The sequence below is a fragment of the Streptomyces sp. NPDC023157 genome (assembly GCF_055560575.1).
The window spans coordinates 461,412-485,591 of record NZ_JBVHIL010000005.1 but is presented as its reverse complement, the minus strand read 5'-3'; the positions used below and the strand labels follow the sequence as shown (position 1 = coordinate 485,591).

Sequence of the window (24,180 nt, the reverse complement as noted above, 5' to 3'; positions counted from 1 at the left end):
AGAGCTCCGGACGGCACCGTGTTTCACGTGAAACAACTCCGGCGGCCCGCCCGGCGGGCGCTCCTCGTCGTCCATGTCTCCGTCTCCGTGGCCTGGCTCGGCCTCAGCCTGGGCCTGCTGACCCTCGGCATCACCGCGTACACGACCCAGGACCCCTCCCTGACGGAAGCGGCCTACCGCGCCATGCGGGTGTTCGCGGACTGGCTCCTCGCCCCGGTCGCTCTGCTGACCCTGGGCACCGGTCTGGTGCTCTCGCTGGGGACACCCTGGGGGCTGGCCCGGCACCGATGGGTCTGGATCAAGTTCTGGATCACCCTCGCCACGGCCGCCGCGACGATCTTCGCGCTCCGCCCGTTGATCGCCCACGCGGCGACGGCCGGCGTGCCGGACCTCAGCCTGGTCGCCGCTCCCACGGTCTCCACCAGTGCCTATCTCTTCATGACCGCGATCTCGGTGCTCAAGCCCTGGGGGCCGACCCGACGCGGGCGCCGCCTGCGGGAATCCGCCCGCTCCCGTAAAACGGTGGACGCCCCCACGCCACTTCGGAGAGCCTGACCCCCATGCCCTCCTCACACCCCTCGCTCGACCAGCTCCCCATCCGACGCCTCACCCCGGAGGACGTCCTCGCCTGCGCCGACCTCTCCGAGGACCGGGGATGGGCCCGGGAGGAGCACAAGTGGGGGCTGCTGCTCACCGCGGGCACCGGATACGGCATCGACGACCCGTCCGGGAAGGGGCTCGTGACCGCCTGCGTGGTCACCTCGTACGGGCCGGGTCTCGCCGCCATCGGCATGGTCCTGGTCTCCGCGCGCTACGCCCGCCAGGGCGTCGGGCGCCGACTGATGCGCCACGTGCTCGCCGAGGCGGGGGACACCCCGCTCACCCTCTTCGCCACGTCGAACGGGCAGCCCCTCTACGAGGAGCTGGGCTTCGCCGGCGTCGGCCGCTCGGAGATGCTCAAGGGGCGCTTCACCTCCTCCGAACCGGCTCCCGCCCTTCCGGTCCGCCCCGCGACCGCGGAGGACCTGCCGGCGGTGCTGCGCCTCGACCACGAGATCTTCGGCGTCGACCGCACCGCGATGATCACCCGGCTGCCGGCCTTCGCCGACCACCTGCGCGTCGCGGAGCAGGACGGCGAGATCACCGGCTTCGCCGGACTCTGGCCCAACATGGACACCCATGTCATCGGCCCACTGATCGCCCGCGACGTCGCCACGGCCCAGGCCCTGGTCTCGTCGCTCGCCGCCGCCTCGGACCGCCCGCTGCGCACGGACGTCGACAGCCGGCACAGCGCACTGACGACCTGGCTGAAGGCGAACGGCCTGGAGCGGATCGCCGACAACACCGTCATGATCCGTTCCCTCCCCGACCTCCCGGGCGACTGGCGCCGCCGCTTCGCGCCGCTCACCGTCGCGGCGGGCTGACCCGGCCGAGCCCCGTCCGCCGATTACTTGCACACGCGGATTTTTGCGCGCATCGTCTACGCTGGTACGGAGCTCCGGACCGAGGAGACGTGGAAGCGAGGAGAGCTCATGACCGCGACGGACCCCGCACTGACGGCCCTCTCCCAGGGCTGGTGTGCGCTCTCGCTGCTGCACGGCAGGATCGAGTCGCACATCGAGCGGGCCCTGGAGTCCCGGCACGGTCTGAGCGTGCGCGAGTACTCGCTCCTCGACGTCCTCAGCTGCCAGCACGACGGCCCGGGCGGACACCTCCAGATGAAGCAGGTCGCCGACGCCGTCGTGCTCAGCCAGAGCGCCACCACCCGGCTCGTCACCCGGCTGGAGGACCGCGGGCTGCTCACCCGGTATCTCTGCGCCACCGACCGGCGCGGCATCTACACCGATGTCACCGAGGCCGGCCGGACGCTGCTCGACGAGGCCCGCCCGACCAACGACGGCGCCCTGCGCGAGGCCCTGGACGCGGCGGCCGAGAACCCGGAACTGGCCCCGCTGGTCCGGGTCGTCGAGAGCCTCGGCGTTCCCGCCTGACCCGCCGGGCGGGACGTACCCTGCCCTCCATGAGCGATCTTGAGATACGGCCCGCGGAGCAGGACGACCTCCCCGCCATCGTGGCGATGCTGGCCGACGACCCCCTGGGCGCCCAGCGCGAGTCGCCCGACGACCTCACGCCGTACACGGCCGCCTTCGCCCGGCTCGCCCAGGACCCGAACCAGCGGCTGGTCGTGGCCGTGCGCGGGGACAAGGTCGTCGGCACGCTTCAGCTGACGCTCATCCCCGGGCTCTCCCGCAAGGGCACGACCCGCTCCCTCATCGAGGGCGTCCGCATCCACGCCGACGAGCGCGGCAGCGGTCTCGGCACCCGGCTCATCGAGTGGGCCGTCGAGGAGTCCCGCGCCCAGGGCTGCCGCCTGGTGCAGCTGACCTCCGACGTCACCCGCACCGACGCCCACCGCTTCTACGAGCGACTCGGCTTCGAGGCCTCGCACGTCGGGTTCAAGCTGAGCCTGTGAAGGAGAGCGCGCTGTTTCACGTGAAACAGCGCGCTTCCGGTCAGAGGCCGCGCCAGCCGGCCTCGTCCACACCCCCGGGAACGGCGTCCTCCGGCCCGTACGGCTCGCGGGTGAAGACGAAGGACCCGAGGTCGAGATGGCTCACCGACCCGTCGGGGCGCCGCACCGCCCGGAGCGTCTCCCCCGCGTAGTAGCCGTCCAGGCCGATCCAGCCGCCCTCCGGAAGCGCCCGGAACGTGGCACGGCGCCCGACGCCACGCAGGGGCTCCAGGGTCACCCCGCGCCCGGCACCGACCCGCAGCCCGTAGGCGTACGTCCCCCAGTACCAGGGGCCGGTGAGCGCCAGGAGCTCCTCGTCGACCTCCGCCTCGGGAAGGGGTCGCCAGGGCTCCGGCAGCCGCGGCTCGGCCTCGGCCACGATCCGTACGAGATCGGCGGCCACAAGGGCCGTCAAGGGCCCCGAGGTGGCGTTCGCGAGCGCCACCGCCGCGAGCCCGTCCTCGACGCTCACCCAGAGGCAGGCCACGAAGCCCGGCAGCGAACCCGTGTGACCGACGAGCGTCCGGCCGTCCTTGCGCAGCAGCTGAAGACCGAGGCCGTAACCCGACTCCCCGTCACCGGCCGCCGGGGGCGCGGCGGGCACCCGCATCTCCTCGACGGAGGCCCTGGCGAGCACCCGGTCGTCCCCCTCGGCGAGGAACGCGCCGAACCGGCAGAGATCGCCGACGGTCGACCAGAGCTGCCCGGCCGGCGCCATGATCCCCAGGTCCTGCGCGGGCTCGGGCAGCATCACATCGGCCCACGGATGCACGGCGAAGCCACCGGCGTGCGGGGCGACCGGCCGCGCGGTCGTCCGGCGCAGCCCCAGCGGCTCCAGGATCTCGGTGCGCAGCGCCGCCTCCCAGGACACCCCGCGCAGGGCCTCGACCAGCGAACCGAGCAAGGTGTAGCCGGGGTTGGAGTAGTGGTGCAGCCGCCCGGCGGGGTGCCGCCTCGGCTGCTCCCCCAGGACGTCGGCGAGCTCCGGCCGCACCGTGCCGGGCGTCCGCTCCCACCACGGCGACGGGCTCTCGGCGGCGAGACCGGCGCTGTGGCCGAGGAGTTGAGCGATCGTCACCTCACCGACGCCGGTGCCCTTCAGGTGCTTCTCCAGCGGGTCGTCGAGGCTGAGCAGCCCCTCGTCCCTCAGCCGCATCACCAGCACCGCGGTGAACACCTTGGTGATCGAGCCGATCCGGTACTGCGTGTCGGCCTCCGGGGCATGCCCGTCGACACAGCTACGGGACCCGAACCAGACGGTCTCGCCCTCCCGGACCACGCCGGCGGCGAAGGAGGGCGAGCGTCCCTCGGTCTGCGCGACGGCGACGCGGTGCAGCAGGGCGCGTTCGGTGCTGGGAAGCAGGGCTTCGAAGGATGAGGTCATACGGTGATCATGCCGCGCGGCCCCGGAGAACTCGATCAGGTTTGTGCCATGTCCACGAAGCGCGAGTAGTGGCCCTGGAAGGCCACGGTGATCGTCGCGGTCGGGCCGTTACGGTGCTTGCCGACGATGATGTCGGCCTCGCCCGCGCGCGGGGACTCCTTCTCGTAGGCGTCCTCGCGGTGCAGCAGGATGACCATGTCCGCGTCCTGCTCGATGGAGCCGGATTCACGCAGGTCGGAGACCATCGGCTTCTTGTCCGTGCGCTGTTCGGGGCCACGGTTCAGCTGCGAGAGCGCGATCACCGGGAGCTCCAGCTCCTTGGCGAGCAGCTTCAGGTTTCGCGACATGTCGGAGACCTCCTGCTGGCGGCTCTCGGAGCGCTTGGAGCCACCGGCCTGCATCAGCTGGAGGTAGTCGATGATGACCAGCTTGATGCCGCTGCGCTGCTTGAGGCGGCGGCACTTGGCGCGGATCTCCATCATCGACAGGTTCGGCGAGTCGTCGATGAAGAGCGGGGCCTGCGAGACGTCCGGCATCCGGCGGGCCAGCCGGGTCCAGTCCTCGTCGGTCATGGTGCCGGAGCGCATGTGGTGCAGCGCGACCCGGGCCTCCGCCGAGAGCAGACGCATCGCGATCTCGTTGCGCCCCATTTCGAGGGAGAAGATGACGCTGGGCAGGTTGTGCTTGATGGAGGCCGCGCGGGCGAAGTCCAGCGCCAGCGTCGACTTACCCATGGCGGGGCGGGCCGCGATGATGATCATCTGGCCGGGGTGCAGACCGTTGGTGAGCGCGTCCAGGTCGGTGAAGCCGGTGGGCACACCGGTCATCTCGCCGCTGCGGGAGCCGATCGCCTCGATCTCGTCGAGCGCGCCCTCCATGATGTCGCCGAGCGGCAGGTAGTCCTCGGTGGTCCGCTGCTCGGTGACCTGGTAGATCTCGGCCTGGGCGCGGTTGACGATGTCGTCGACGTCGCCGTCGGCCGCGTATCCCATCTGCGTGATCTTGGTACCGGCCTCGACGAGGCGCCGCAGCACGGCACGCTCGTGGACGATCTCCGCGTAGTAGGAGGCGTTGGCGGCGGTGGGCACCGACTGGACGAGGGTGTGCAGGTAGGAGACGCCGCCGGCGCGGGTGATCTCGCCGCGCTTGGTGAGCTCGGCGCCGACCGTGATGGGGTCGGCGGGCTCGCCCTTCGCGTACAGGTCGAGGATGGCCGCGTAGACCGTCTCGTGGGCCGGCTTGTAGAAGTCGTGGCCCTTGAGGATCTCGACGACGTCGGCGATGGCGTCCTTGGACAGCAGCATGCCGCCGAGGACGGACTGCTCGGCGTCCAGGTCCTGCGGGGGGACCCGCTCGAAGCCGGAGATCCCGGAGTCCCAGGAGTCCTCACTGCCTCGCTCGTGCTGGTCCTCACGACCGCGCCCCCGGCCACGGCCCTCGCCGCGGGTACGGGTGGGCAGCCGGTCACCTGGTCCGCTGTCGGCCCAGGGATCGTCCATGGGCTCGGGGCTGCTCACAAGCCACCTCCTCCCGTCCGCTCCGCGGACCTCGCCGTGCCACTCTTTCTTACGCCACGGCTCGGACAAACAAGGGGCTTTGAGTCCGCTTCTGGCGCGTCGTGCGCCGGTCCACGGTAGGCCCGCGGGCACCGTCAGCCAATCTGGTTATCCACAGGGCCTGTGGGTGAAGGCCCGGATGCTGTGGAGAACTCCCCAGAACCTGTGCACGGACCGGGGGACAGTCATGTGGACAAACTCATATCACCCCCGGCGGAACCCATCTGACCTGCTGTTTTTCCATCCACGGGCTGTGGGGGAGAAAAACTTCGCCGTCTGGACCAAGATCAGAACAAACGGCGCACACGCGAAGGCGCCCTCCCCCATCAAGTAAGGGTTGTAATGGCATTGCATCTCTTACCTGTGGAAGATTAGATTGACCCCATGCATCAGGCTCCCGCGCCCTCCAAGGCCGTTCGACGGCAGCACGACCGCGAGATCGTCTCGCTGGCCGTCCCGGCCTTCGGCGCACTCGTCGCCGAGCCCCTGTTCCTGCTGGCCGACAGCGCCATCGTCGGCCATCTCGGCACCCCCCAACTCGCCGGGCTCGCCATCGCCTCGACCCTGCTCTCCACCGCGGTGAGCGTCTTCGTCTTCCTCGCCTACGCCACCACGGCCGCCGTCGCCCGCCGCGTCGGCGCGGGCGACCTCCCGTCCGCCATCCGACAGGGCGTGGACGGCATCTGGCTCGCCCTCCTCCTGGGTGCCGGCGTCGTCGCCCTCACCCTGCCGACCGCCCCCTGGCTCGTGGGGCTCTTCGGCGCCTCCGACACCGCGGCCCCCTACGCGACCACCTATCTGCGGATCTCCATCCTCGGCATCCCGGCCATGCTGGTCGTCCTCGCCGCCACCGGCGTCCTCCGCGGCCTCCAGGACACGAAGACCCCCCTCTACGTCGCCATCGCCGGCTTCGCCGCCAACGGGCTCCTCAACCTCGGTCTGGTCTACGGAGCCGGGCTCGGCATCGCCGGATCCGCCTGGGGCACGGTCATCGCCCAGGTCGGCATGGCCGCCGCCTATCTGTTCGTGGTCGTCCGCGGCGCCCGCCGCCACGGCGCCTCCCTGCGCCCGGACCTCGCCGGGATCCGGGCCGGCGCCCAGGCCGGAGCCCCGCTCCTGGTCCGTACGCTCTCCCTGCGCGCGGTCCTGATGATCGCCACGGCCGTGGCCGCCCGGCTCGGCGACACCGATGTCGCCGCGCACCAGATCATCCTGTCCCTGTGGAGCCTGATGGCCTTCGCCCTCGACGCCATCGCCATCGCCGGACAGGCCATCATCGGCCGCTACCTCGGGGCCGAGGACGCGGACGGGGCCCGTCAGGTGTGCCGCCGGATGGTGCAGTGGGGCGTGCTCTCCGGGGTCGTGCTCGGGCTGCTGCTCATCGTCACCCGCCCGCTCTTCATCCCGCTGTTCACCAGCGACCCCTCGGTCCAGGACACGCTACTCCCCGCCCTCCTGGTCGTGGCGCTCTCCCAGCCCGTCTCCGGGGTGGTCTTCGTCCTCGACGGCGTCCTCATGGGCGCGGGCGACGGCCGCTATCTCGCCTGGGCCATGCTCGTGACCCTGGCCGTCTTCGCCCCCGTCGCCCTGCTGGTCCCCACGCTCGGGGGCGGGCTGACCGCGCTCTGGGGCGCGATGACGCTGATGATGACGGTCCGCCTGGGCACCCTCTGGCTCCGCGCCCGCTCCGGACGCTGGATCGTCACCGGCGCCACCCGCTGACCGATCGGTGATGTTTCACGTGAAACGCGATGTTTCACGTGAAACGGAAGAAGGGCCGCACCCCGAGGGGTACGGCCCTTCTTCACTGCTCAGCAGAGTCTGCCGAAGGCCAGCCTTAGGCGGCGATGACCTCGACGCCCAGCTTGGCGACCACGTCGGCGTGCAGACGCACGGTGACCTGGTGCGCGCCGAGGGTCTTGATCGGCGAACCGAGCTCGACACGACGCTTGTCCACGTCCGGACCACCGGCGGCCTTGATCGCCGAAGCGACGTCAGCCTGGGTCACGGAGCCGAACAGACGGCCGGCGTCGCCGGAGCGAACGGCCAGCTTGACCTTGACGCCCTCGAGCCGGGCCTTGACCTCGTTGGCCTGCTCGATGGTCGCGATCTCGTGGATCTTGCGGGCGCGGCGGATCTGCGCCACGTCCTTCTCGCCACCCTTGGTCCAGCGGATCGCGAAACCACGCGGGACCAGGTAGTTGCGAGCGTAACCGTCCTTGACGTCAACGACGTCGCCAGCGGTACCGAGGCCGGAGACCTCGTGGGTGAGGATGATCTTCATTTTTCGGTCACCCTTCCCTTATCGCGCGGTGGACGTGTAGGGCAGCAGCGCCATCTCACGGCTGTTCTTGACGGCCGTGGCGACGTCACGCTGGTGCTGCGTGCAGTTGCCGGTCACGCGACGGGCACGGATCTTGCCGCGGTCGGAAATGAACTTCCGCAGCATGTTCGTGTCCTTGTAGTCGACGTACGCGACCTTGTCCTTGCAGAATGCGCAGACCTTCTTCTTAGGCTTGCGCACAGGCGGCTTCGCCATGGTGTTTCTCCTGTGTGATCAAGAAGTTTGGGTACGAGCTGCTTCTTGGGGGCGTGCCCTAGAAGGGAGGCTCGTCCGAGTAGCCGCCGCCGGAGTTTCCACCCCAGCTACCGCCGCCCTGCTGCTGCTGACCGCCGGCCGGGGGGCTGGAGGCCCAGGGGTCGTCGGAGGGAGCTCCGCCGCCCTGCTGGCCACCGCCGGAGTTTCCACCCCAGCTGCCACCGCTGCCGCCGCCCTGCTGCTGCCCGCCGCCGTAACCACCCTGGCCACCGCGACCCGTGGTCTTGGTGACCTTGGCCGTGGCGTTCTTGAGGCTGGGGCCGACTTCCTCGACGTCCAGCTCGTAGACCGTGCGCTTCACGCCCTCGCGGTCCTCGTAGGACCGCTGCTTCAGCCGGCCCTGCACGACGACGCGCATGCCTCGCTGAAGCGACTCGGCGACGTTCTCCGCCGCCTGACGCCAGACCGAGCAGGTCAGGAACAGGCTTTCGCCGTCCTTCCACTCATTGGTCTGACGGTCGAAAGTGCGGGGAGTGGACGCGATACGGAACTTCGCGACCGCCGCACCGGACGGGGTGAAGCGCAGCTCGGGGTCGTCGACAAGATTGCCGACGACCGTGATGACGGTCTCGCCTGCCATGGGTGAACCTCTCGGCGGGATTGCTTCTGGCTGCTTACTGCTACTCGAACCCGAAAACCTGTGAGCCGAAGGCTCAGTGGGTCTCGGGGCGGAGGACCTTGGTCCGGAGGACCGACTCGTTCAGGTTCATCTGGCGGTCGAGCTCCTTGACGACCGCAGGCTCGGCCTGCAGGTCGATGACCGAGTAGATGCCCTCGGGCTTCTTCTTGATCTCGTAGGCGAGACGACGACGGCCCCAGGTGTCGACCTTCTCAACCTTTCCGTTGCCCTCACGGACGACGGAGAGGAAGTTCTCGATCAGCGGGGAGACAGCGCGCTCCTCGAGATCGGGGTCGAGGATGACCATCACCTCGTAGTGACGCATGTGGAACCCACCTCCTTTGGACTCAGCGGCCACGGTCGTTCCGTGGCAGGAGGGTCGTGATGCGTAAGCAACGGTATCGGCCACCACTGACAATCCCCCTCGACGAGCGAGGGTTCCGTCGGGGTCCAGGAAGGACCTGGGCAGACACCGGTGCAGACCGTACAGAGTACCCGCACATCGCCCTGCGGTTGAAATCCTGTGGTGAGGGGACGCAATCTGTACACAACGGATGTCGGCGGCGTCACAGTGCGCCGCCTTCCCGCAGCCACGCCAGGAGGTGCCCCATGGCACAGGCAATGCGACCCGACCCCGGACACTCCCTCTTCGCCACGGACGGCAAGCCGCACCCGCTCCAGGACACCCTGATGGCGGTCACGCTCTTCCTCGGAGTCCTGTCCTTCATCACCGCCCAGTTCCACAGCCTGCACGTGCTGGCGTCCTGGACGGGCCTGATCGGCATCCTGACCGGCGCCGTCGGACAGTTCGTCTCCGTGACCACCAGGGAACGCTTCGTCCTGATCGTCGGCCTCGGCGCCTCGGCCGTGGGCTTCTACCTCGGCATGTTCTACGGAGGCCTCGCCTGATCCCACGCGACAGTCCGGACAGGCTCAGGGACACACGTCCCCTCTGGGGCGCTCCCCGGTCACAGTAGGCTTCGGCGCGAGAGCCGGAGCCCCTGTACCGATGGGGACACACCTGCCGAGGAGCGCCCCGCATGAGCCTGACCCTGAGGACCATCAGCCGTGAGCAGCATCTGGCATTCATCCAGAGCCAGCCCGCGGCGAGCCACTGCCAGGTCCCGGCGTGGGCGGACGTGAAGACCGAGTGGCGCTCGGAGAACCTCGGTTGGTTCGACAAGGGCGGCGAGCTCGTCGGCGTCGGCCTGGTGCTCTACCGGCAACTGCCCAAGATCAAGCGGTACCTGGCGTACCTGCCCGAGGGCCCGGTCATCAACTGGCACGCGCCCAACCTCGACGACTGGCTGCAGCCGATGCTGGCGCACCTCAAGCAGCAGGGCGCCTTCTCGGTGAAGATGGGCCCGCCGGTCGTCATCCGCCGCTGGGACTCGGCCGCCATCAAGTCCGGCATCCAGGACCCGGACGTCAAGCGCCTGAAGGACGTCGAGGCCACCCACATCGAGCCGCGCGCCTTCGAAGTGGCGGACCGGCTGCGGAAGATGGGCTGGCAGCAGGCCGAGGACGGCGGCGCCGGCTTCGGCGACGTGCAGCCCCGCTACGTCTTCCAGGTCCCGCTCGCCAACCGCTCGCTCGACGACGTCCTCAAGGGCTTCAACCAGCTGTGGCGCCGCAACATCAAGAAGGCCGAGAAGGCCGGCGTCGAGGTCGTCCAGGGCGGTTACGAGGACCTCGCCGAGTGGCAGCGGCTGTACGAGATCACGGCCGTCCGCGACCACTTCCGCCCGCGCCCGCTCTCGTACTTCCAGCGCATGTGGACCGTCCTCAACAACGAGGACCCCAACCGCATGCGGCTCTACTTCGCCCGGCACAACGGTGTGAACCTGTCCGCCGCGACCATGCTCGTCGTCGGCGGCCACGTCTGGTACTCCTACGGCGCCTCCGACAACATCGGCCGCGAGGTCCGCCCCTCCAACGCGATGCAGTGGCGCATGCTGCGGGACGCCTACGCGATGGGCGCCACCGTCTACGACCTGCGGGGCATCTCGGACTCGCTGGACGAGACCGACCACCTCTTCGGTCTGATCCAGTTCAAGGTCGGCACGGGCGGCGAGGCCGTCGAGTACGTCGGCGAGTGGGACTTCCCGCTCAACAAGCTCCTGCACAAGGCGCTGGACATCTACATGTCGCGTCGCTGACGCCACGCCCGAGGCTTGCGTAGTCTCGTACACACGTACACCCCTTTGATCCACCGCAGCTGACACACCGCAGCCACCAGAAAGGTTCCGGGCCGGCCATGGCGCTCTCCCTCTACGTCGACACCGCTCGTTGGCGGGCGCACCAGAAGACGGTCATCGACCAGTTCCCCGGTCTCGTCCCGGTCTGCAAGGGCAACGGCTACGGCTTCGGCCACGAGCGGCTGGCCGACGAGGCCGCGCGCTTCGGCGCCGACATGCTCGCGGTCGGCACCACCTACGAGGCCGCCAAGATCAAGGACTGGTTCAGCGGCGACCTGCTGGTGCTCACCCCGTTCCGGCGCGGCGAGGAGCCGGTGCCGCTGCCGGACCGGGTCATCCGCTCGGTGTCCTCCGTGGACGGCGTGCACGCCCTGGTGGGCGCCCGTGTCGTCATCGAGTGCATGAGCTCGATGAAGCGCCACGGCGTCCACGAGGAGGACCTCGGCCGGCTGCACGCCGCCATCGAGGACGTACGCCTTGAGGGCTTCGCCCTGCACCTGCCCCTGGACCGCCCGGACGGCACCGACGCCGTCGAGGAGGTCATCGCCTGGATGGACCGGCTGCGGTCCGCCCGGCTGCCGCTGCACACCATGTTCGTCAGCCACCTGCGCGCCGAAGAGCAGGCCAGGCTCCAGCAGCAGTTCCCGCAGACCCGCTTCCGGGCCCGGATCGGCACCCGGCTGTGGCTGGGCGACCACGAGGCCACGGACTACCGGGGCGCCGTCCTCGACGTGACCCGGGTCGCCAAGGGGGACCGCTTCGGCTACCGCCAGCAGAAGGCCGCGTCCGACGGCTGGCTCGTGGTGGTCGCCGGCGGCACCTCGCACGGCGTCGGTCTGGAGGCCCCCAAGGCCATGCACGGCGTGATGCCGCGCGCCAAGGGCGTGGCCCGCGCCGGTCTCGCGACCGTCAACCGCAACCTCTCCCCGTTCGTCTGGGCCGGCAAGCAGCGCTGGTTCGCCGAGCCGCCGCACATGCAGGTGTCGATCCTGTTCGTGCCCGCCGACGCGCAGGAGCCGCACGTCGGCGACGAGCTGGTCGCCCACCTGCGCCACACCACGACGCAGTACGACCGGCTCGTCGAGCGCTGAGCACCGAGCCGACGGCGGACACCGTACGGACACGAGAGCGGCCCCCGGGATCACCCGGGGGCCGCTCTCGTGTCTCCGCTCCGCTCACTCCCGGGAGGCGCTCCCGGGAACCGCCCACGGATCGCTCCCTGGAGCCGCCCAGAGATCGCCCCCGGGCAGGCCACCCGGGGCGCCTCCCGGAGCGCCCCAATCCACCCGCGGGCCCTCCGTCGCCGGGGCCGCGTGCAGCGGCGGATGCGCCGCCCTGCCCAGGACGAACACGTCCTCGGCACCGTCCAGGACGCCCCCCGAGGGGTCGTCCGAGCCGTCCCGGCGTACCGGGTCCCGGTCCGGCGCGAGGATGTCGCGCACGACCAGGGCGCACAGGTAGAGCGTGCCGAGCACGTGCAGCACGATCGCGAACTGGTAGCCGTCGGTCGGCAGGCCCTGCTTGCTCCCGCTGCTCGTGTAGGCCAGGTAGAACCAGATGGCCAGGAAGTACATGACCTCGCAGGCCTGCCAGACGAGGAAGTCGCGCCAGCGCGGCCGGGCGAGCGCGGCGAGCGGGATCAGCCACAGGACGTACTGCGGCGAGTACACCTTGTTGGTGAGCACGAACGCGGCCACGATCAGGAAGGCCAGCTGGGCCAGCCGGGGCCTGCGCGGCGCGGAGAACGCCAGGATCGCCAGACCGACGGCCACCAGCACCATCAGGAGCAGCGCCCAGATGTTCGCGGTCACCGGCTGCACCTGACGGCCGGTGGTCTGGCTGAGGAGCAGCCAGACGGAGCCGAAGTCGACGTTCCGGTCCGTGCTGAAGACGTAGAACTGCTTCCACCCCTCGGGCGCGAGCAGCATCACCGGCAGGTTCACCGCCAGCCACGCGCCCACCGCCCCGAGCAGCGCCGTGCCGAACGCGCGCCACTTCCCGGCCCGCCAGCAGAGCAGGAACAGGGGGAGGAGCAGCAGTATCGGGTAGAACTTGGCTGCCGTCGCCAGCCCGAGCAGCACGCCGGCGCCGAGCGTCCGGCCGCGCGACCACATCAGCAGCGCGGCGGCGGTCAGGGCGACGGCCAGCAGGTCCCAGTTGATCGTGGCGGTCAGCGCCAGGGCGGGCGCGAGCGCCACCAGGAGACCGTCCCAGGGGCGCCTGCGGTGGGTCCTGGCCACACACACGGCGAGGACGGCCGTGCACACGAGCAGCATGCCCGCGTTGACCATCCAGTAGGCCTGCTCCCGCTCCGACAGGGTGCCGCCGGGCGTCAGCCAGGCCGCGACCTGCATGAAGAGACCGGTCAGGACCGGGTACTCCAGGAACGGTATGTCGCCACCGATCCGGTCGAAGTAGGGCACCAGACCGTCCGCGAAGCCGCGCCCCGAGAAGAGGTGCGGGATGTCCGAGTAGCAGGCGTGGGTGTACTGGGAGGTGGTGCCCCGGAACCAGGCCCAGTTGTAGCAGGGCAGCTTCTGCACCATGCCGAGCGCGAACATCCCGATGGCCACCAGGGCCACCACGCGCACCGGGGTGAGCTGTCCGGCGCCCAGCAGCGCCCGGCGGCCGATCGGCCCGCCGATCAGTTCGCTGCCCGCGGCGGCCACGTCGTCGCTGCGCGTGGGGCAGACCACCGCCGGTTCCCGCGGAGGGCTCGTCTTCTGGAGGCTCGGCATGGGGGACATCCTGCCGTACGGGCCTGGGAAAACGGTGAGGGCCGCCGCGGCCGGTCCCGTACACGAGGTACGGACCGGGCGCGGCGGCCCTCGACGAGGCCGCTCGGCCGGCGGGCGGATCAGCCGCCCAGGCCGGTCCAGCCGGTGCCGCCGTTGGGCTTGCCGCCCCCGCCGCCCGCTGCGGCGGGATCGGTGGAGGGGGAGTCCGTCGACGTCGGCGGGGGTGTCGTGGTGGCTCCGCCGTTGGTCGCGCCGCCGTTGTTGTTCCCGTTGCTGGCGCCGCCGTTCGGGTCGCACGGCCAGTCCCACACGGAGCAGGTCTTGCCCGGGTCCACCGTCTTGGTCGGTTTCATGGTGGGCGTCTGCGTCGTGGCGGTGGCGGACGGCGACTCGGACTCGGTCTCCGTCGGCGTCGGCGTCGGGCTGACCGCGCCGCCGCCGAAGACCGCCTCGGCGCCCAGGTCCTCGGGCGACGGGAAGTCCACCGCCTTGGTGCCGCTCAGCGCGTCGGTCATGTAGTCGTGCCAGATCTGCGACGGGAACGACGAACCGTGGATCTTCGGCTGGGCACCCGTGCCGAACATGGACTCGAACTTACGGTCCTTGATCGTCTCGTCGTCCGCGAAGCGGTACATGTCGATGGCGGTCGCCAGCTGCGGGGTGTAGCCCACGAACCAGGCCGAGTTGTTGCCGTCGGTCGTACCGGTCTTGCCGGCCGCCTCGCGGTCGTCGAGCGCGGCCTTCTTGCCGGTGCCCTTCTTCACGACGTCCTTCAGCACGTCGGTGACGTTGCTGGCGACGGCCGTGGAGAACGCGCGCTTCGGCGCGGCCTCGTGCTGGTAGACGACCTCGCCCTTCTGGAGGACCTTGGTCACGGAGAACGGGTCGTTCTGCTCGCCGTTGTTCGCGAAGGTCGAGTAGGCGCCGGCCATGCGGATCGCGCTCGGGGAGGAGATACCCAGCGAGAACGACGGCACATTGGCCTTGATCAGCGAGGACTCCAGGAGGCCCGCGTCGACGGCCGACTGGCGGACCTTGTCGATGCCGATGTCCATGCCGAGCTGCACGTACGGCGAGTTGGCGGAGACCTGCATGGCCTTACGAAGCGTCACGTTCCCGTAGCTCGCACCGTCGTCGTTCGTCTGGAGCCACTCGCCGCCCTTCTCGTCGTGCCAGATCGAGCCGTCGTACCTCTTGATCCTCAGCTTGTTCTGGCCGTTGTAGAGGCTCTTGTCGGGGTCGACGATCGTCCGCGAGGACGGTCCCTGCGTCTCCCCCAGCTTCTTGTCCCGCACACCGTCGCGCATCGCCGCCGCCAGGACGAAGGGCTTGAAGGTCGATCCGACCTGGGCACCCGTCTGGTCGGCGTTGTTGGTGAAGTGCTTGGTGGCGTCGGTGCCGCCGTAGATCGCCACGATCGCGCCGGTCTTCGGGTCGACCGAAGCGCCGCCGAACTGGACGTGGGTGTCCTCCTTCGGGCGCTTCTTCGGGTCGATGTGCTCCTTGTAGACCTTCTTGATCGCCTTCTCGAGGGACGCGACCTTCTTCTTGTCGAAGGTCGTGTGGATCTCGAAGCCGCCCTTGGCGATCTGCTGGGCGGTGATGCCCTTGTCGTTGTTGTTGAGGAAGTTCGCCTCGGCCGTCCGCACCAGGTAGCCGACCTGGCCGCTCAGCTGGGCACCCTGGGTCCGGCCCTTCACCTGGGGGAACTCGGTGAACTTGGCGCGCTCGGCTGCCGGGAGGTTCCCGTCCTTGACCATCTCGTCCAGGATCCACTTCCAGCGCTTCTCGGCGCGGTCGCGGTTGGCCTGGGCCGTGGCCTGGGGGTCGATCTCGGGGGAGCCGGCCGGGTCGTAGTAGGTCGCGCCCTTGAGCAGCGAGGCGAGGAAGGCCGACTGGCTGGCGTTCAGCTTGCTGGCGTCCGTGCCGAAGTACGTGCGGGCCGCCGCCTGGATGCCGTAGGCACCGCGTCCGTAGTACGAGGTGTTGAGGTAGCCGGCCATGATGTCGCGCTTTTCCAGGTCGTTGCCGACGCGCATGGAGATGAAGAGTTCCTTCACCTTGCGGGTCACGGTCTGCGACTGGTCGTTGAGCCGGTTGTTCTTCACGTACTGCTGGGTGATGGTCGAGCCGCCCTGGGTCTCGCCGCCCTTGGCCATGTTCCACACGGCACGGCCGATGCCCATCGGGTCGATACCCGAGTCGGTCCAGAACGTCTTGTTCTCGGCCGAGACCACGGCGTTCTGCATGACCACCGGGATCTGCTCGATCCCGACGATCTGGCGGTTCACCTCACCACCGGTCGCGGCCATCACCGTGCCGTCGGACCAGTAGAAGACGTTGTTCTGCTGCTTGGCGCTCAGGTCCTCGTTGGGGATGCCCACCATCGCGTACGCGATCGAGGCCGCACCCATGAGGCCACCGCAGAAGGCCAGGAACAGGCCCGTGACCAGCTTCCACGACGGCATCCAGCGCCGCCAGCCGTACTTGCCGTAGCGCGGGTAGTCGATGATCCGCTTCTTGCCGGGCGGACGTCCGCCGCGGCCACGCCCGGGACCACCGCCCTGGCCGCCACCGCCGCCGCGCCGACCGCCGCCGGGGCCGCTCGGGCCGCCGGGGCCACCGGCCTCGGGCGCACGCCTGCGACCGCCCCGCTGGGCGGCTCGCCGGGCCTCGGCACGCCCCCCGTAGGGACGCTGCTCCTCCCCATGGACGGAAGGCGGTCCGTACGAGTCCGAAGGGGACCCCGAACCGACCTCATGGCCTTGGACCGGCCTCCGGCCCATCGGCTGCTGGGCCGCGCGCCGGGCCGCAGCGCGACCGCCACTAGGCGGCTGCTGCTGCGGCATTTTGCGACGGTGCTCGCTCATCGAACGACTACTCCTCGGGCAGGCGCGTACGCCTGGAAGCGGCAGTTGAGTTCCGGTCCCCCCGAAATGCACACGGCCGGACCTCGGAAAAAGCCCCACCGTGCCGCAGCCGGTCACCCGCTTCACTGACGCCCTGGGGCATCGCTCGGTTCCCGGTGGTCTGCATGCCGCACAGACTACGCACGGCCAAAACCCACCTACAGACGGACTTCACCCCAAATCCGGCAAGTCGAACGCTGTGAATTGACGATGTGACGCCGGTCACCCGAGCCCCACTTGTCGCAACCGGGGGCTCGTTCTATCGTCGGGATGTATCGAGTCGATACATCGGTGCGGCACATCGACTCGTCATAAGAGTTTTCTGGTTCCGAGAGACGAGTCCCGAGAGCGGAGGAGGCGGCGAATGAGCAGGCGCTCAGGAATCCTTGAGTTCGCCGTTCTCGGCCTTCTCCGTGAGGCCCCGATGCACGGTTACGAGCTGCGCAAGCGGCTCAACACCTCGCTGGGCATCTTCCGGGCCTTCAGCTACGGGACCCTCTACCCCTGCCTCAAGACGCTGGTCGCCAACGGCTGGTTGATCGAGGAGCCGGGCAGCGCCCCCGAGGACGCGCTGGCCGCCTCACTCGCGGGGCGCCGCGCCAAGATCGTCTACCGGTTGACGGCCGAAGGTAAGGAGCACTTCGAAGAGCTCCTCTCCCACACCGGCCCCGACGCCTGGGAGGACGAGCACTTCGCCGCCCGCTTCGCCTTCTTCGGCCAGACCGAGCACGACGTGCGGATGCGAGTGCTGGAGGGCCGCCGCAGCCGGCTGGAGGAGCGCCTGGAGAAGATGCGCGCCTCTCTGGCCAGGACGCGCGAGCGCCTCGACGACTACACGCTTGAGCTGCAGCGCCACGGAATGGAGTCCGTGGAGCGCGAAGTGCGCTGGCTGAACGAGCTCATCGAGAGCGAGCGAGCGGGACGGGATCAGCGATCCCGCCCCGACGACCCCGCTCAGCAGCACAACGATTCTGGAGAAACGGGCGGCCTGCCCCGGCACGGGGGCAGCACCCGGCCGGATCCGTCCGACGACACCGCAAAGTGAAACCCTGCGTCAGCAGGGCTTCCACGACACACAGGGAGCAACCGGAATGGGTTCGGTTCGCGTAGCCATCGTCGGCGTGGGCAACTGCGCCGCCTCGCTGGTGCAGGGCGTCGAGTACTACAAGGACGCCGACCCGGCGTCCAAGGTGCCCGGCCTGATGCACGTCCAGTTCGGCGACTACCACGTCGGCGACGTGGAGTTCGTGGCCGCGTTCGACGTGGACGCCAAGAAGGTCGGCCTCGACCTCTCCGACGCCATCGGCGCCAGCGAGAACAACACCATCAAGATCTGCGACGTCCCGAACGCGGGCGTCACGGTTCAGCGTGGCCACACCCTCGACGGCCTCGGCAAGTACTACCGCATGACCATCGAGGAGTCCCCCGAGGCTCCCGTGGACGTCGTCCAGGTCCTCAAGGACCAGCGGGTCGACGTGCTCGTGTGCTACCTGCCCGTGGGCTCCGAGGCCGCCGCGAAGTTCTACGCGCAGTGCGCCATCGACGCCAAGGTCGCGTTCGTCAACGCTCTCCCGGTCTTCATCGCCGGCACCAAGGAGTGGGCGGACAAGTTCACCGAGGCCGGTGTCCCGATCGTCGGCGACGACATCAAGTCCCAGGTCGGCGCCACCATCACGCACCGCGTGATGGCCAAGCTGTTCGAGGACCGCGGTGTCCGTCTTGAGCGCACCATGCAGCTCAACGTCGGCGGCAACATGGACTTCAAGAACATGCTCGAGCGCGACCGCCTCGAGTCCAAGAAGATCTCGAAGACGCAGGCCGTCACCTCGCAGATCCCCGACCGCGACCTGGGCGAGAAGAACGTCCACATCGGTCCGTCGGACTACGTGGCCTGGCTCGACGACCGCAAGTGGGCGTACGTCCGCCTTGAGGGCCGTGCCTTCGGCGACGTCCCGCTGAACCTCGAGTACAAGCTGGAGGTCTGGGACTCCCCGAACTCGGCCGGTGTCATCATCGACGCCCTGCGCGCCGCGAAGATCGCCAAGGACCGGGGCATCGGTGGCCCCATCCTCTCGGCGTCCTCGTACTTCATGAAGTCCCCGCCGGTGCAGTACTTCGACGACGAGGCCTTCGCCAACGTCGAGAAGTTCATCAAGGGCGAGGTCGAGCGCTGACCTGACGGTCGAACAGCTCACTGACGAGGGTCCCCGTGGCACTGCCCGGGGGCCCTCTTCGTATGTGAGTCTTGCTGCCATGTCCGTCGTGCGTGATCTGCGCGTCCTTCTGCGCCTGCGGTACTTCCGCCGCCTGCTCGCCGTACGCCTGCTCTCCCAGTGCGCCGACGGTGTCTACCAGGTGGCCCTGGCCACGTACGTCGTCTTCTCCCCCGAGAAGGAGACCAGCCCCGCGGCCATCGCCTCGGCCATGGCGGTGCTGCTGCTCCCGTACTCCCTCGTCGGCCCCTTCGCCGGCGTCCTGCTCGACCGCTGGCAGCGGCGCCAGGTCTTCCTCTACGGCAACCTGCTGCGCACCGTCCTCGCCTGCGGCACCGCGCTGCTCGTCCTGGCCTCCCCGCCCGACTGGCTCTTCTACGCCTCCGCCCTCTCCGTCACGGCCGTCAACCGCTTCGTCCTGGCGGGCCTCTCGGCCGCCCTCCCCCGAGTCGTCGACGACGAGCGGCTGGTCATCGCCAACTCGCTCTCCCCGACCGCCGGCACCCTCGCAGCGACCCTCGGCGGCGGACTGGCCTTCGGAATGCGGCTGGTCGCCGACAACTCCGACGCCGCCGTCGTCCTCCTCGGCGCCCTCCTCTACCTCTGCTCCGCGCTCGTCTCCCTGCGGATGCCGCGCGCGCTCCTCGGCCCGGACCCGGAGCGCGTCCAGCCCCGCCTCTCCGCCGCGCTGAGGTCCACCGCCCGGGGGCTGGCGAGCGGGCTGCGTCATCTCGCCGAGCGGCGCCCCGCCGCCAGGGCGCTCACCGCGGTCGCCCTGATGCGCTTCTGCTACGGATCCCTGTTCGTGACCGTGCTCATGCTCTGCCGGTACGCCTGGAGCTCGACGGACTCGGACGGGCTGGCCGCGCTCGGGCTCGCCGTCGCCGCCTCCGGCGCCGGATTCTTCGCGGCGGCCGTCCTCTCGCCCTGGGCGGTCGGAAAGCTGGGCCCGTTCGGCTGGATGACCCTCTGCGCGGGAGCCGCGGCCGTGCTCACACCGGCCCTCGGGCTGACCTTCGCCCGGACCCCGTTCCTCGTGGCCGCCTTCCTCCTCGGCCTGATCACCCAGGGAGCGAAGATCGCGACGGACACGGTCGTCCAGACCTCGGTGGACGACGCCTATCGCGGGAGGATCTTCTCCCTCTACGACGTGCTCTTCAACGTCGCCTTCGTCGGGGCGGCCGGAGTCGCCGCGCTCATGCTGCCTCCCGACGGGCGCTCAGCGCCGCTCGTGATCCTCGTGGCCCTGCTCTACGCCGGGATCGCACTGGCGCTGGCAAAGAGCGCCAGAAGCTCCACGCGGGCCTGACGCCGAAGGGGCGATGTTTCACGTGAAACATCGCCCCTCACTGGTGCCGGCCCCTCGCTGTTTCACGTGAAACATCGCGCGGGAAACAGCGGCGCCCGCCTACTCGCCCTGAGTCGCCCACCACTCCTTGAGCGCGGCGACCGCCTCGTCGTGCCCCATCGGCCCGTTCTCCAGCCGCAGCTCCAGCAGGAACTTGTAGGCCTGGCCGACGGCCGGCCCCGGACGGATCCCCAGGATCTCCTGGATCTGGTTGCCGTCGAGCTCGGGACGGATCGAGTCCAGCTCCTCCTGCTCCTGGAGCTGCGCGATGCGCTCCTCCAGGCCGTCGTACGCACGGGAGAGCGCGGAGGCCTTGCGCTTGTTGCGCGTGGTGCAGTCGGAGCGGGTCAGCTTGTGAAGCCGCGAGAGCAGCGGGCCCGCGTCGCGTACGTAGCGGCGGACGGCCGAGTCGGTCCACTCGCCCGTGCCGTAGCCGTGGAAGCGCAGATGCAGCTCGACCAGACGCGAGACGTCCTTGATCATCTCGTTCGAGTACTTGAGCGCGGTCATGCGCTTCTTCGTCATCTTCGCCCCCACCACCTCGTGGTGGTGGAAGGAGACCCGGCCGTCCTTCTCGAACCGGCGGGTCCGCGGCTTGCCGATGTCGTGGAGCAGCGCCGCGAGCCGGAGCACCAGGTCCGGCCCGTCCTCCTCCAGGTCGATCGCCTGGTCGAGGACGGTCAGCGAGTGCTCGTAGACGTCCTTGTGCCGGTGGTGCTCGTCACTCTCCAGCCGCAGCGACGGAAGCTCGGGCAGCACATGGGCGGCGAGGCCGGTCTCCACGAGCAGCCCCAGGCCCTTGCGGGGGTGCGCGGAGAGCAGCAGCTTGTTCAGCTCGTCCCGCACGCGCTCGGCGGAGACGATCTCCAGCCGTCCGGCCATCTCCGTCATCGCGGTGACGACCTCGGGGGCCACCTCGAAGTCCAGCTGAGCGGCGAACCTGGCGGCGCGCATCATGCGCAGCGGGTCGTCGGAGAAGGACTCCTCGGGCGTTCCCGGGGTCCGCAGCACCCGGGCTGCCAGGTCCTCCAGACCGCCGTACGGGTCGATGAACTCCTTCTCGGGGAGCGCCACGGCCATGGCGTTGACGGTGAAGTCACGCCGGACCAGGTCCACCTCGATGGAGTCGCCGTAGGAGACCTCGGGCTTGCGCGAGGTGCGGTCGTACGCCTCGGAGCGGTAGGTCGTGACCTCCACCTGGAAGCGCTGCACCACGTCTCCGACGCGGGCGTCCTTCTGGCAGCCGACCGTGCCGAAGGCGATGCCGACCTCCCAGACGGCGTCGGCCCAGGGGCGGACGATCTTCAGTACGTCCTCGGGGCGGGCGTCCGTCGTGAAGTCCAGGTCGTTGCCGAGACGGCCGAGGAGGGCGTCGCGGACCGAGCCGCCGACCAGCGCGAGGCTGAACCCGGCTTCCTGGAAGCGGCGGGCGAGGTCGTCGGCGACGGGGGACACACGCAGTAGTTCACTGACCGCGCGGCGTTGCACCTGGCTCAGTGCAGTCGAGGTGTCTTCGTTGGCGTTCGGCACAACAGAAAAGGGTACGTGCCCCAGCTCGTACCGATGCCCCCGTTTTTCCCACGCCCACAGCGGCCCACGGCCCGTCTCCGGCGCCCTTCGTCCGATCGGCTGGAGCAGTCCCCGGCACTTGGCCGCCGCGTGCCTCGTTACCATGCCTGGACACAGCAACCGGGAACCACCGACACCACACACACCACAGACAACGACGAGGACGGGCGACGCGTGGCCGAGGCGGCAGCTATCCAGGGGATCGGTCCCTCACCTGCCCGCCGCCGGGTGCGGCGTCTGGTCTCCCTCGCCGTCGCGGCTCCGCTGCTGGCCGGGTTCCTGCCGGCCCTGACCGCTCCCGCGGCGCAGGCCGCCGAGAGCGCGAGCAGCGCCGGAACCGTCGATGTGTCGGTCGACACGCTCACGCCGAGCGCCCCGGTCGAGAGCGACACCCTCACCCTCACCGGTTCGGTCACCAACCGCGGCAAGCAGGCCGTGACCAACGCCACCGTGGACCTGCGGGTGGGCCCCCGGATGACCAGCCGCAGCGAGATCGAGGACGTCTCCGGCCGCCGCGGCTACCGGGACGGCGGAGACCCGCCTCCCCTCGGCGGCAGCTACACGGTCAAGATCCCGAAGCTGGGGGCCGGACTCAGCAAGGACTTCACGCTCTCCGTCCCCGTCTCCAAGCTGGGCGTCGACGACCCCGGTGTCTACCAGCTCGGGGTCTCCCTGACGGGTCAGACCGGGAGCCAGTCCTACGGCCGGGTCCTCGGCATCGAGCGGACCTTCCTGCCGTACCAGCCCGAGGACACCGACAAGAAGACCCAGCTCACCTACCTCTGGCCGCTGATCTCCACCACCCATGTCTCCGCGGAGACGGGACCGGACCTCCAGCAGACCCCGGTCTTCGAGAACGACGAGCTCGCCGCCGAGCTCGCCCCCGGCGGCCGGCTCCACGAGATGGTCAGCCTCGGCACGAACCTGCCGGTCACCTGGGTGATCGACCCGGACCTGCTGGCCAGCGTCGACGCCATGGCCAAGCCGTACCGGGTCAAGAGCGGCAGCACCGAGATCGCGGGCAGGAACCAGAACGTCGCCGAACGGTGGCTCGACCTCCTGGAGAAGGCGGTGCAGGGCCAGAAGGTCGTCGCGCTGCCCTTCGCCGACCCCGACCTCGCCTCCCTGGCCCACCACGGCAAGGACGTCCCCGGCTCGCTCAGCCACCTCCAGCAGGCGACGGCGCTCGCCACGACCACGGTCGAGACCGTCCTCCATGTGAAGCCGTCCACCGACTTCTCCTGGCCCGTCGACGGCGCGGTCGACCCCTCGATCATGTCCGTCGCCACCTCCGCGGGCGCGCACAACGTGATCGCCCGCAGCGACAGCTTCCGCGACGACCTCCCGTACACGCCGAACGCGGCGCGCCCGGTCGGCGGTGGCACGACCGCCGTCGTCAGCGACGCCGAGCTGTCCACGGCCTTCGCCGGCGATCTGATCCGGGCCGAGAACTCCACCCTCGCCGTCCAGTCCTTCCTGGCCCAGTCGCTCGCGGTGACCCTGGAGCGGCCCGAGGACCAGCGCAGCGTCGTGGTCGCCCCCCAGCGCATGCCGAGCAGCGCCCAGGCGCAGGCCATGGCGTCGGTGCTGGAGGGCGCGGCGAAGCGCTGGACGCAGCCGCTGGACCTGACGGCGGCCGCCACGACGGTGAAGCCCGACACGGACGCCTCCACCCGGGTACCGGGCAGCGCCGCCTACCCGAAGCGGCTGCGCGCCCAGGAGCTCGACTCCGAGGCGTTCGAGCAGATGAAGCAGACCCGCGACCAGCTGGACGACTTCAAGGTCATCCTGACGGCCCCGGACCGGGTGGTGCCGCCCTTCACCAACGCGATCAGCCGCGAGATGTCGACCTCGTGGCGGGGGCAGAAGGCCTCGGCCTCGCTGTACCGCCAGGAAGTGCACCAGTACCTGGAGAGCCTGACCCGGGAGGTGCAGCTGATCGAGAAGTCGGACCTGCTGCTCTCGGGGCGGAGCGCCACCATCCCCGTGACGGTGCAGAACAAGCTGCTCCAGGGCGTGGACCACCTGGTGCTGCGGCTGACCTCCGGCAACAAGACCCGTCTGAAGCTGAACGGCGACGCCGTCGCCGAGCTGCCGGTGAAGATCGAGGGCGGGCACAGCCAGTCGGTGAAGTTCACCGCCTCGGCCAACGCCAACGGACCGGTCCCGATGTCGGCCCAGCTCTACACCGAGGACGGCACGCCCTACGGCCCGCCGATGAACTTCACCGTCAAGGTCTCCGAGATCACCCCCACGGTGATGCTCGTCATCGCCGGCGGTGTGCTCCTGCTGGTCCTCGCCGGCGTGCGGATGTACTCGCAGCGCAAGCGGGCCGCCGCCCGCAACGCCGAGGCCGAAGCGGAAGCGGAAGCCGAGGCGGAGGCGGAAGACGGGGCCGAGGGCGAGGCCACGGACGAAGCGGAGCCGGAGGCGGGTGCCGAGGCCGCCAATCCCGGGCAGCCGAGTGACCCGACACCGGACACCGGTCCCGAAAGCGGCGACCCGTCGGGCCCGGGTGAGAAAGTGGACCGTTGA

The 24,180-nt window shown here is 69.8% G+C and carries 21 protein-coding genes; 12 read left to right on the top strand and 9 right to left on the bottom strand.

What is annotated here, in order from left to right:
• The first annotated feature begins 27 nt into the window (after positions 1-27).
• The 4 genes from ACZ3ZE_RS20860 to ACZ3ZE_RS20845 all read left to right on the top strand — a co-directional run bounded on the left by ACZ3ZE_RS20860 (position 28) and on the right by ACZ3ZE_RS20845 (position 2,473).
• Positions 28-555 carry a DUF2269 domain-containing protein gene (locus ACZ3ZE_RS20860; RefSeq protein WP_361168285.1) on the top strand — a complete coding sequence of 176 codons (528 nt, stop codon included), beginning with the start codon at positions 28-30 and terminating at the stop codon, positions 553-555.
• A 5-nt stretch (positions 556-560) separates the two neighbouring features.
• A complete protein-coding gene (locus ACZ3ZE_RS20855) occupies positions 561-1,424 on the top strand; it encodes a GNAT family N-acetyltransferase (protein WP_361168288.1) in 864 nt (287 codons plus the stop codon).
• Between the two features lie 108 nt (positions 1,425-1,532).
• A complete protein-coding gene (locus tag ACZ3ZE_RS20850; protein ID WP_467260064.1) occupies positions 1,533-1,991 on the top strand; it encodes a MarR family winged helix-turn-helix transcriptional regulator in 459 nt (152 codons plus the stop codon).
• Between the two features lie 29 nt (positions 1,992-2,020).
• Positions 2,021-2,473, top strand: a complete 453-nt coding sequence (locus tag ACZ3ZE_RS20845) for a GNAT family N-acetyltransferase (RefSeq protein ID WP_361168294.1) — start codon at positions 2,021-2,023, stop codon at positions 2,471-2,473.
• A gap of 40 nt (positions 2,474-2,513) precedes the next feature.
• Here ACZ3ZE_RS20845 and ACZ3ZE_RS20840 read toward each other — a convergent pair whose 3' ends face one another.
• Both ACZ3ZE_RS20840 and dnaB read right to left on the bottom strand, forming a co-directional pair.
• Positions 2,514-3,896, bottom strand: a complete 1,383-nt coding sequence (locus ACZ3ZE_RS20840) for a serine hydrolase domain-containing protein (RefSeq protein WP_467260062.1) — start codon at positions 3,894-3,896, stop codon at positions 2,514-2,516.
• A 35-nt stretch (positions 3,897-3,931) separates the two neighbouring features.
• Entirely contained in the window at positions 3,932-5,395 is a 1,464-nt protein-coding gene (gene dnaB, locus ACZ3ZE_RS20835) for a replicative DNA helicase (RefSeq protein ID WP_361169070.1), read from the bottom strand.
• Positions 5,396-5,836: 441 nt separating this feature from the next.
• Here dnaB and ACZ3ZE_RS20830 point away from each other — a divergent pair, with 441 nt between their 5' ends.
• Positions 5,837-7,174 carry an MATE family efflux transporter gene (locus ACZ3ZE_RS20830; protein WP_361168300.1) on the top strand — a complete coding sequence of 446 codons (1,338 nt, stop codon included), beginning with the start codon at positions 5,837-5,839 and terminating at the stop codon, positions 7,172-7,174.
• A 115-nt stretch (positions 7,175-7,289) separates the two neighbouring features.
• On the opposite strand, the gene rplI is transcribed toward ACZ3ZE_RS20830, so the two are convergent.
• The 4 genes from rplI to rpsF form a co-directional block, all read right to left on the bottom strand.
• Positions 7,290-7,736 carry a 50S ribosomal protein L9 gene (gene rplI, locus ACZ3ZE_RS20825; RefSeq protein ID WP_361168303.1) on the bottom strand — a complete coding sequence of 149 codons (447 nt, stop codon included), beginning with the start codon at positions 7,734-7,736 and terminating at the stop codon, positions 7,290-7,292.
• Positions 7,737-7,754: 18 nt separating this feature from the next.
• Complete coding sequence (rpsR, locus tag ACZ3ZE_RS20820; RefSeq protein WP_128983236.1) at positions 7,755-7,991, bottom strand: 30S ribosomal protein S18; 237 nt, start codon at positions 7,989-7,991, stop codon at positions 7,755-7,757.
• Between the two features lie 58 nt (positions 7,992-8,049).
• Complete coding sequence (locus ACZ3ZE_RS20815) at positions 8,050-8,631, bottom strand: single-stranded DNA-binding protein (protein WP_361168306.1); 582 nt, start codon at positions 8,629-8,631, stop codon at positions 8,050-8,052.
• Positions 8,632-8,704: 73 nt separating this feature from the next.
• Complete coding sequence (rpsF, locus tag ACZ3ZE_RS20810) at positions 8,705-8,995, bottom strand: 30S ribosomal protein S6 (protein ID WP_004950685.1); 291 nt, start codon at positions 8,993-8,995, stop codon at positions 8,705-8,707.
• A gap of 284 nt (positions 8,996-9,279) precedes the next feature.
• Here rpsF and ACZ3ZE_RS20805 point away from each other — a divergent pair, with 284 nt between their 5' ends.
• The 3 genes from ACZ3ZE_RS20805 to ACZ3ZE_RS20795 all read left to right on the top strand — a co-directional run bounded on the left by ACZ3ZE_RS20805 (position 9,280) and on the right by ACZ3ZE_RS20795 (position 11,959).
• Positions 9,280-9,579, top strand: coding sequence for a hypothetical protein (locus tag ACZ3ZE_RS20805; RefSeq protein ID WP_361168309.1), 300 nt, complete (start codon positions 9,280-9,282; stop codon positions 9,577-9,579).
• Between the two features lie 131 nt (positions 9,580-9,710).
• Positions 9,711-10,829 (top strand): lipid II:glycine glycyltransferase FemX, encoded by a 1,119-nt coding sequence (locus ACZ3ZE_RS20800; protein WP_329422232.1) that lies wholly within the window; start codon positions 9,711-9,713, stop codon positions 10,827-10,829.
• 98 nt (positions 10,830-10,927) lie between these two features.
• Entirely contained in the window at positions 10,928-11,959 is a 1,032-nt protein-coding gene (locus ACZ3ZE_RS20795; protein ID WP_361168312.1) for an alanine racemase, read from the top strand.
• Between the two features lie 84 nt (positions 11,960-12,043).
• Here ACZ3ZE_RS20795 and ACZ3ZE_RS20790 read toward each other — a convergent pair whose 3' ends face one another.
• Both ACZ3ZE_RS20790 and ACZ3ZE_RS20785 read right to left on the bottom strand, forming a co-directional pair.
• On the bottom strand, positions 12,044-13,606 hold the full coding sequence (locus tag ACZ3ZE_RS20790) for a glycosyltransferase family 87 protein (protein WP_363290540.1): 1,563 nt from the start codon (positions 13,604-13,606) through the stop codon (positions 12,044-12,046).
• A 119-nt stretch (positions 13,607-13,725) separates the two neighbouring features.
• The gene (locus ACZ3ZE_RS20785; protein WP_467260060.1) at positions 13,726-16,476 is read right to left on the bottom strand and encodes a transglycosylase domain-containing protein; all 2,751 of its coding nucleotides are present in this window, start codon (positions 16,474-16,476) and stop codon (positions 13,726-13,728) included.
• A gap of 403 nt (positions 16,477-16,879) precedes the next feature.
• Here ACZ3ZE_RS20785 and ACZ3ZE_RS20780 point away from each other — a divergent pair, with 403 nt between their 5' ends.
• The 3 genes from ACZ3ZE_RS20780 to ACZ3ZE_RS20770 all read left to right on the top strand — a co-directional run bounded on the left by ACZ3ZE_RS20780 (position 16,880) and on the right by ACZ3ZE_RS20770 (position 20,037).
• Positions 16,880-17,560 (top strand): PadR family transcriptional regulator, encoded by a 681-nt coding sequence (locus ACZ3ZE_RS20780; protein ID WP_361168321.1) that lies wholly within the window; start codon positions 16,880-16,882, stop codon positions 17,558-17,560.
• A gap of 46 nt (positions 17,561-17,606) precedes the next feature.
• A complete protein-coding gene (locus tag ACZ3ZE_RS20775; RefSeq protein WP_361168324.1) occupies positions 17,607-18,689 on the top strand; it encodes an inositol-3-phosphate synthase in 1,083 nt (360 codons plus the stop codon).
• 79 nt (positions 18,690-18,768) lie between these two features.
• Positions 18,769-20,037, top strand: a complete 1,269-nt coding sequence (locus ACZ3ZE_RS20770) for an MFS transporter (RefSeq protein WP_467260057.1) — start codon at positions 18,769-18,771, stop codon at positions 20,035-20,037.
• A gap of 99 nt (positions 20,038-20,136) precedes the next feature.
• Here the strand turns inward: ACZ3ZE_RS20770 and ACZ3ZE_RS20765 are convergent, their stop codons facing one another.
• Positions 20,137-21,606 carry a CCA tRNA nucleotidyltransferase gene (locus ACZ3ZE_RS20765; RefSeq protein WP_361168330.1) on the bottom strand — a complete coding sequence of 490 codons (1,470 nt, stop codon included), beginning with the start codon at positions 21,604-21,606 and terminating at the stop codon, positions 20,137-20,139.
• 213 nt (positions 21,607-21,819) lie between these two features.
• Here ACZ3ZE_RS20765 and ACZ3ZE_RS20760 point away from each other — a divergent pair, with 213 nt between their 5' ends.
• Entirely contained in the window at positions 21,820-24,180 is a 2,361-nt protein-coding gene (locus tag ACZ3ZE_RS20760) for a DUF6049 family protein (RefSeq protein WP_467260055.1), read from the top strand.

Bases quoted from the DNA above. Each gene is read 5' to 3' on its own strand.
- ACZ3ZE_RS20855 (WP_361168288.1), top strand. From the start codon at position 561: ATGCCCTCCTCACACCCCTCGCTCGACCAGCTCCCCATCCGACGCCTC.
- ACZ3ZE_RS20850 (WP_467260064.1), top strand. From the start codon at position 1,533: ATGACCGCGACGGACCCCGCACTGACGGCCCTCTCCCAGGGCTGGTGT.
- ACZ3ZE_RS20845 (WP_361168294.1), top strand. From the start codon at position 2,021: ATGAGCGATCTTGAGATACGGCCCGCGGAGCAGGACGACCTCCCCGCC.
- ACZ3ZE_RS20840 (WP_467260062.1), bottom strand. From the start codon at position 3,896: ATGACCTCATCCTTCGAAGCCCTGCTTCCCAGCACCGAACGCGCCCTG.
- dnaB (WP_361169070.1), bottom strand. From the start codon at position 5,395: ATGGACGATCCCTGGGCCGACAGCGGACCAGGTGACCGGCTGCCCACC.
- ACZ3ZE_RS20830 (WP_361168300.1), top strand. From the start codon at position 5,837: ATGCATCAGGCTCCCGCGCCCTCCAAGGCCGTTCGACGGCAGCACGAC.
- rplI (WP_361168303.1), bottom strand. From the start codon at position 7,736: ATGAAGATCATCCTCACCCACGAGGTCTCCGGCCTCGGTACCGCTGGC.
- rpsR (WP_128983236.1), bottom strand. From the start codon at position 7,991: ATGGCGAAGCCGCCTGTGCGCAAGCCTAAGAAGAAGGTCTGCGCATTC.
- ACZ3ZE_RS20815 (WP_361168306.1), bottom strand. From the start codon at position 8,631: ATGGCAGGCGAGACCGTCATCACGGTCGTCGGCAATCTTGTCGACGAC.
- rpsF (WP_004950685.1), bottom strand. From the start codon at position 8,995: ATGCGTCACTACGAGGTGATGGTCATCCTCGACCCCGATCTCGAGGAG.
- ACZ3ZE_RS20805 (WP_361168309.1), top strand. From the start codon at position 9,280: ATGGCACAGGCAATGCGACCCGACCCCGGACACTCCCTCTTCGCCACG.
- ACZ3ZE_RS20800 (WP_329422232.1), top strand. From the start codon at position 9,711: ATGAGCCTGACCCTGAGGACCATCAGCCGTGAGCAGCATCTGGCATTC.
- ACZ3ZE_RS20795 (WP_361168312.1), top strand. From the start codon at position 10,928: ATGGCGCTCTCCCTCTACGTCGACACCGCTCGTTGGCGGGCGCACCAG.
- ACZ3ZE_RS20790 (WP_363290540.1), bottom strand. From the start codon at position 13,606: ATGCCGAGCCTCCAGAAGACGAGCCCTCCGCGGGAACCGGCGGTGGTC.
- ACZ3ZE_RS20785 (WP_467260060.1), bottom strand. From the start codon at position 16,476: ATGAGCGAGCACCGTCGCAAAATGCCGCAGCAGCAGCCGCCTAGTGGC.
- ACZ3ZE_RS20780 (WP_361168321.1), top strand. From the start codon at position 16,880: ATGAGCAGGCGCTCAGGAATCCTTGAGTTCGCCGTTCTCGGCCTTCTC.
- ACZ3ZE_RS20775 (WP_361168324.1), top strand. From the start codon at position 17,607: ATGGGTTCGGTTCGCGTAGCCATCGTCGGCGTGGGCAACTGCGCCGCC.
- ACZ3ZE_RS20770 (WP_467260057.1), top strand. From the start codon at position 18,769: ATGTCCGTCGTGCGTGATCTGCGCGTCCTTCTGCGCCTGCGGTACTTC.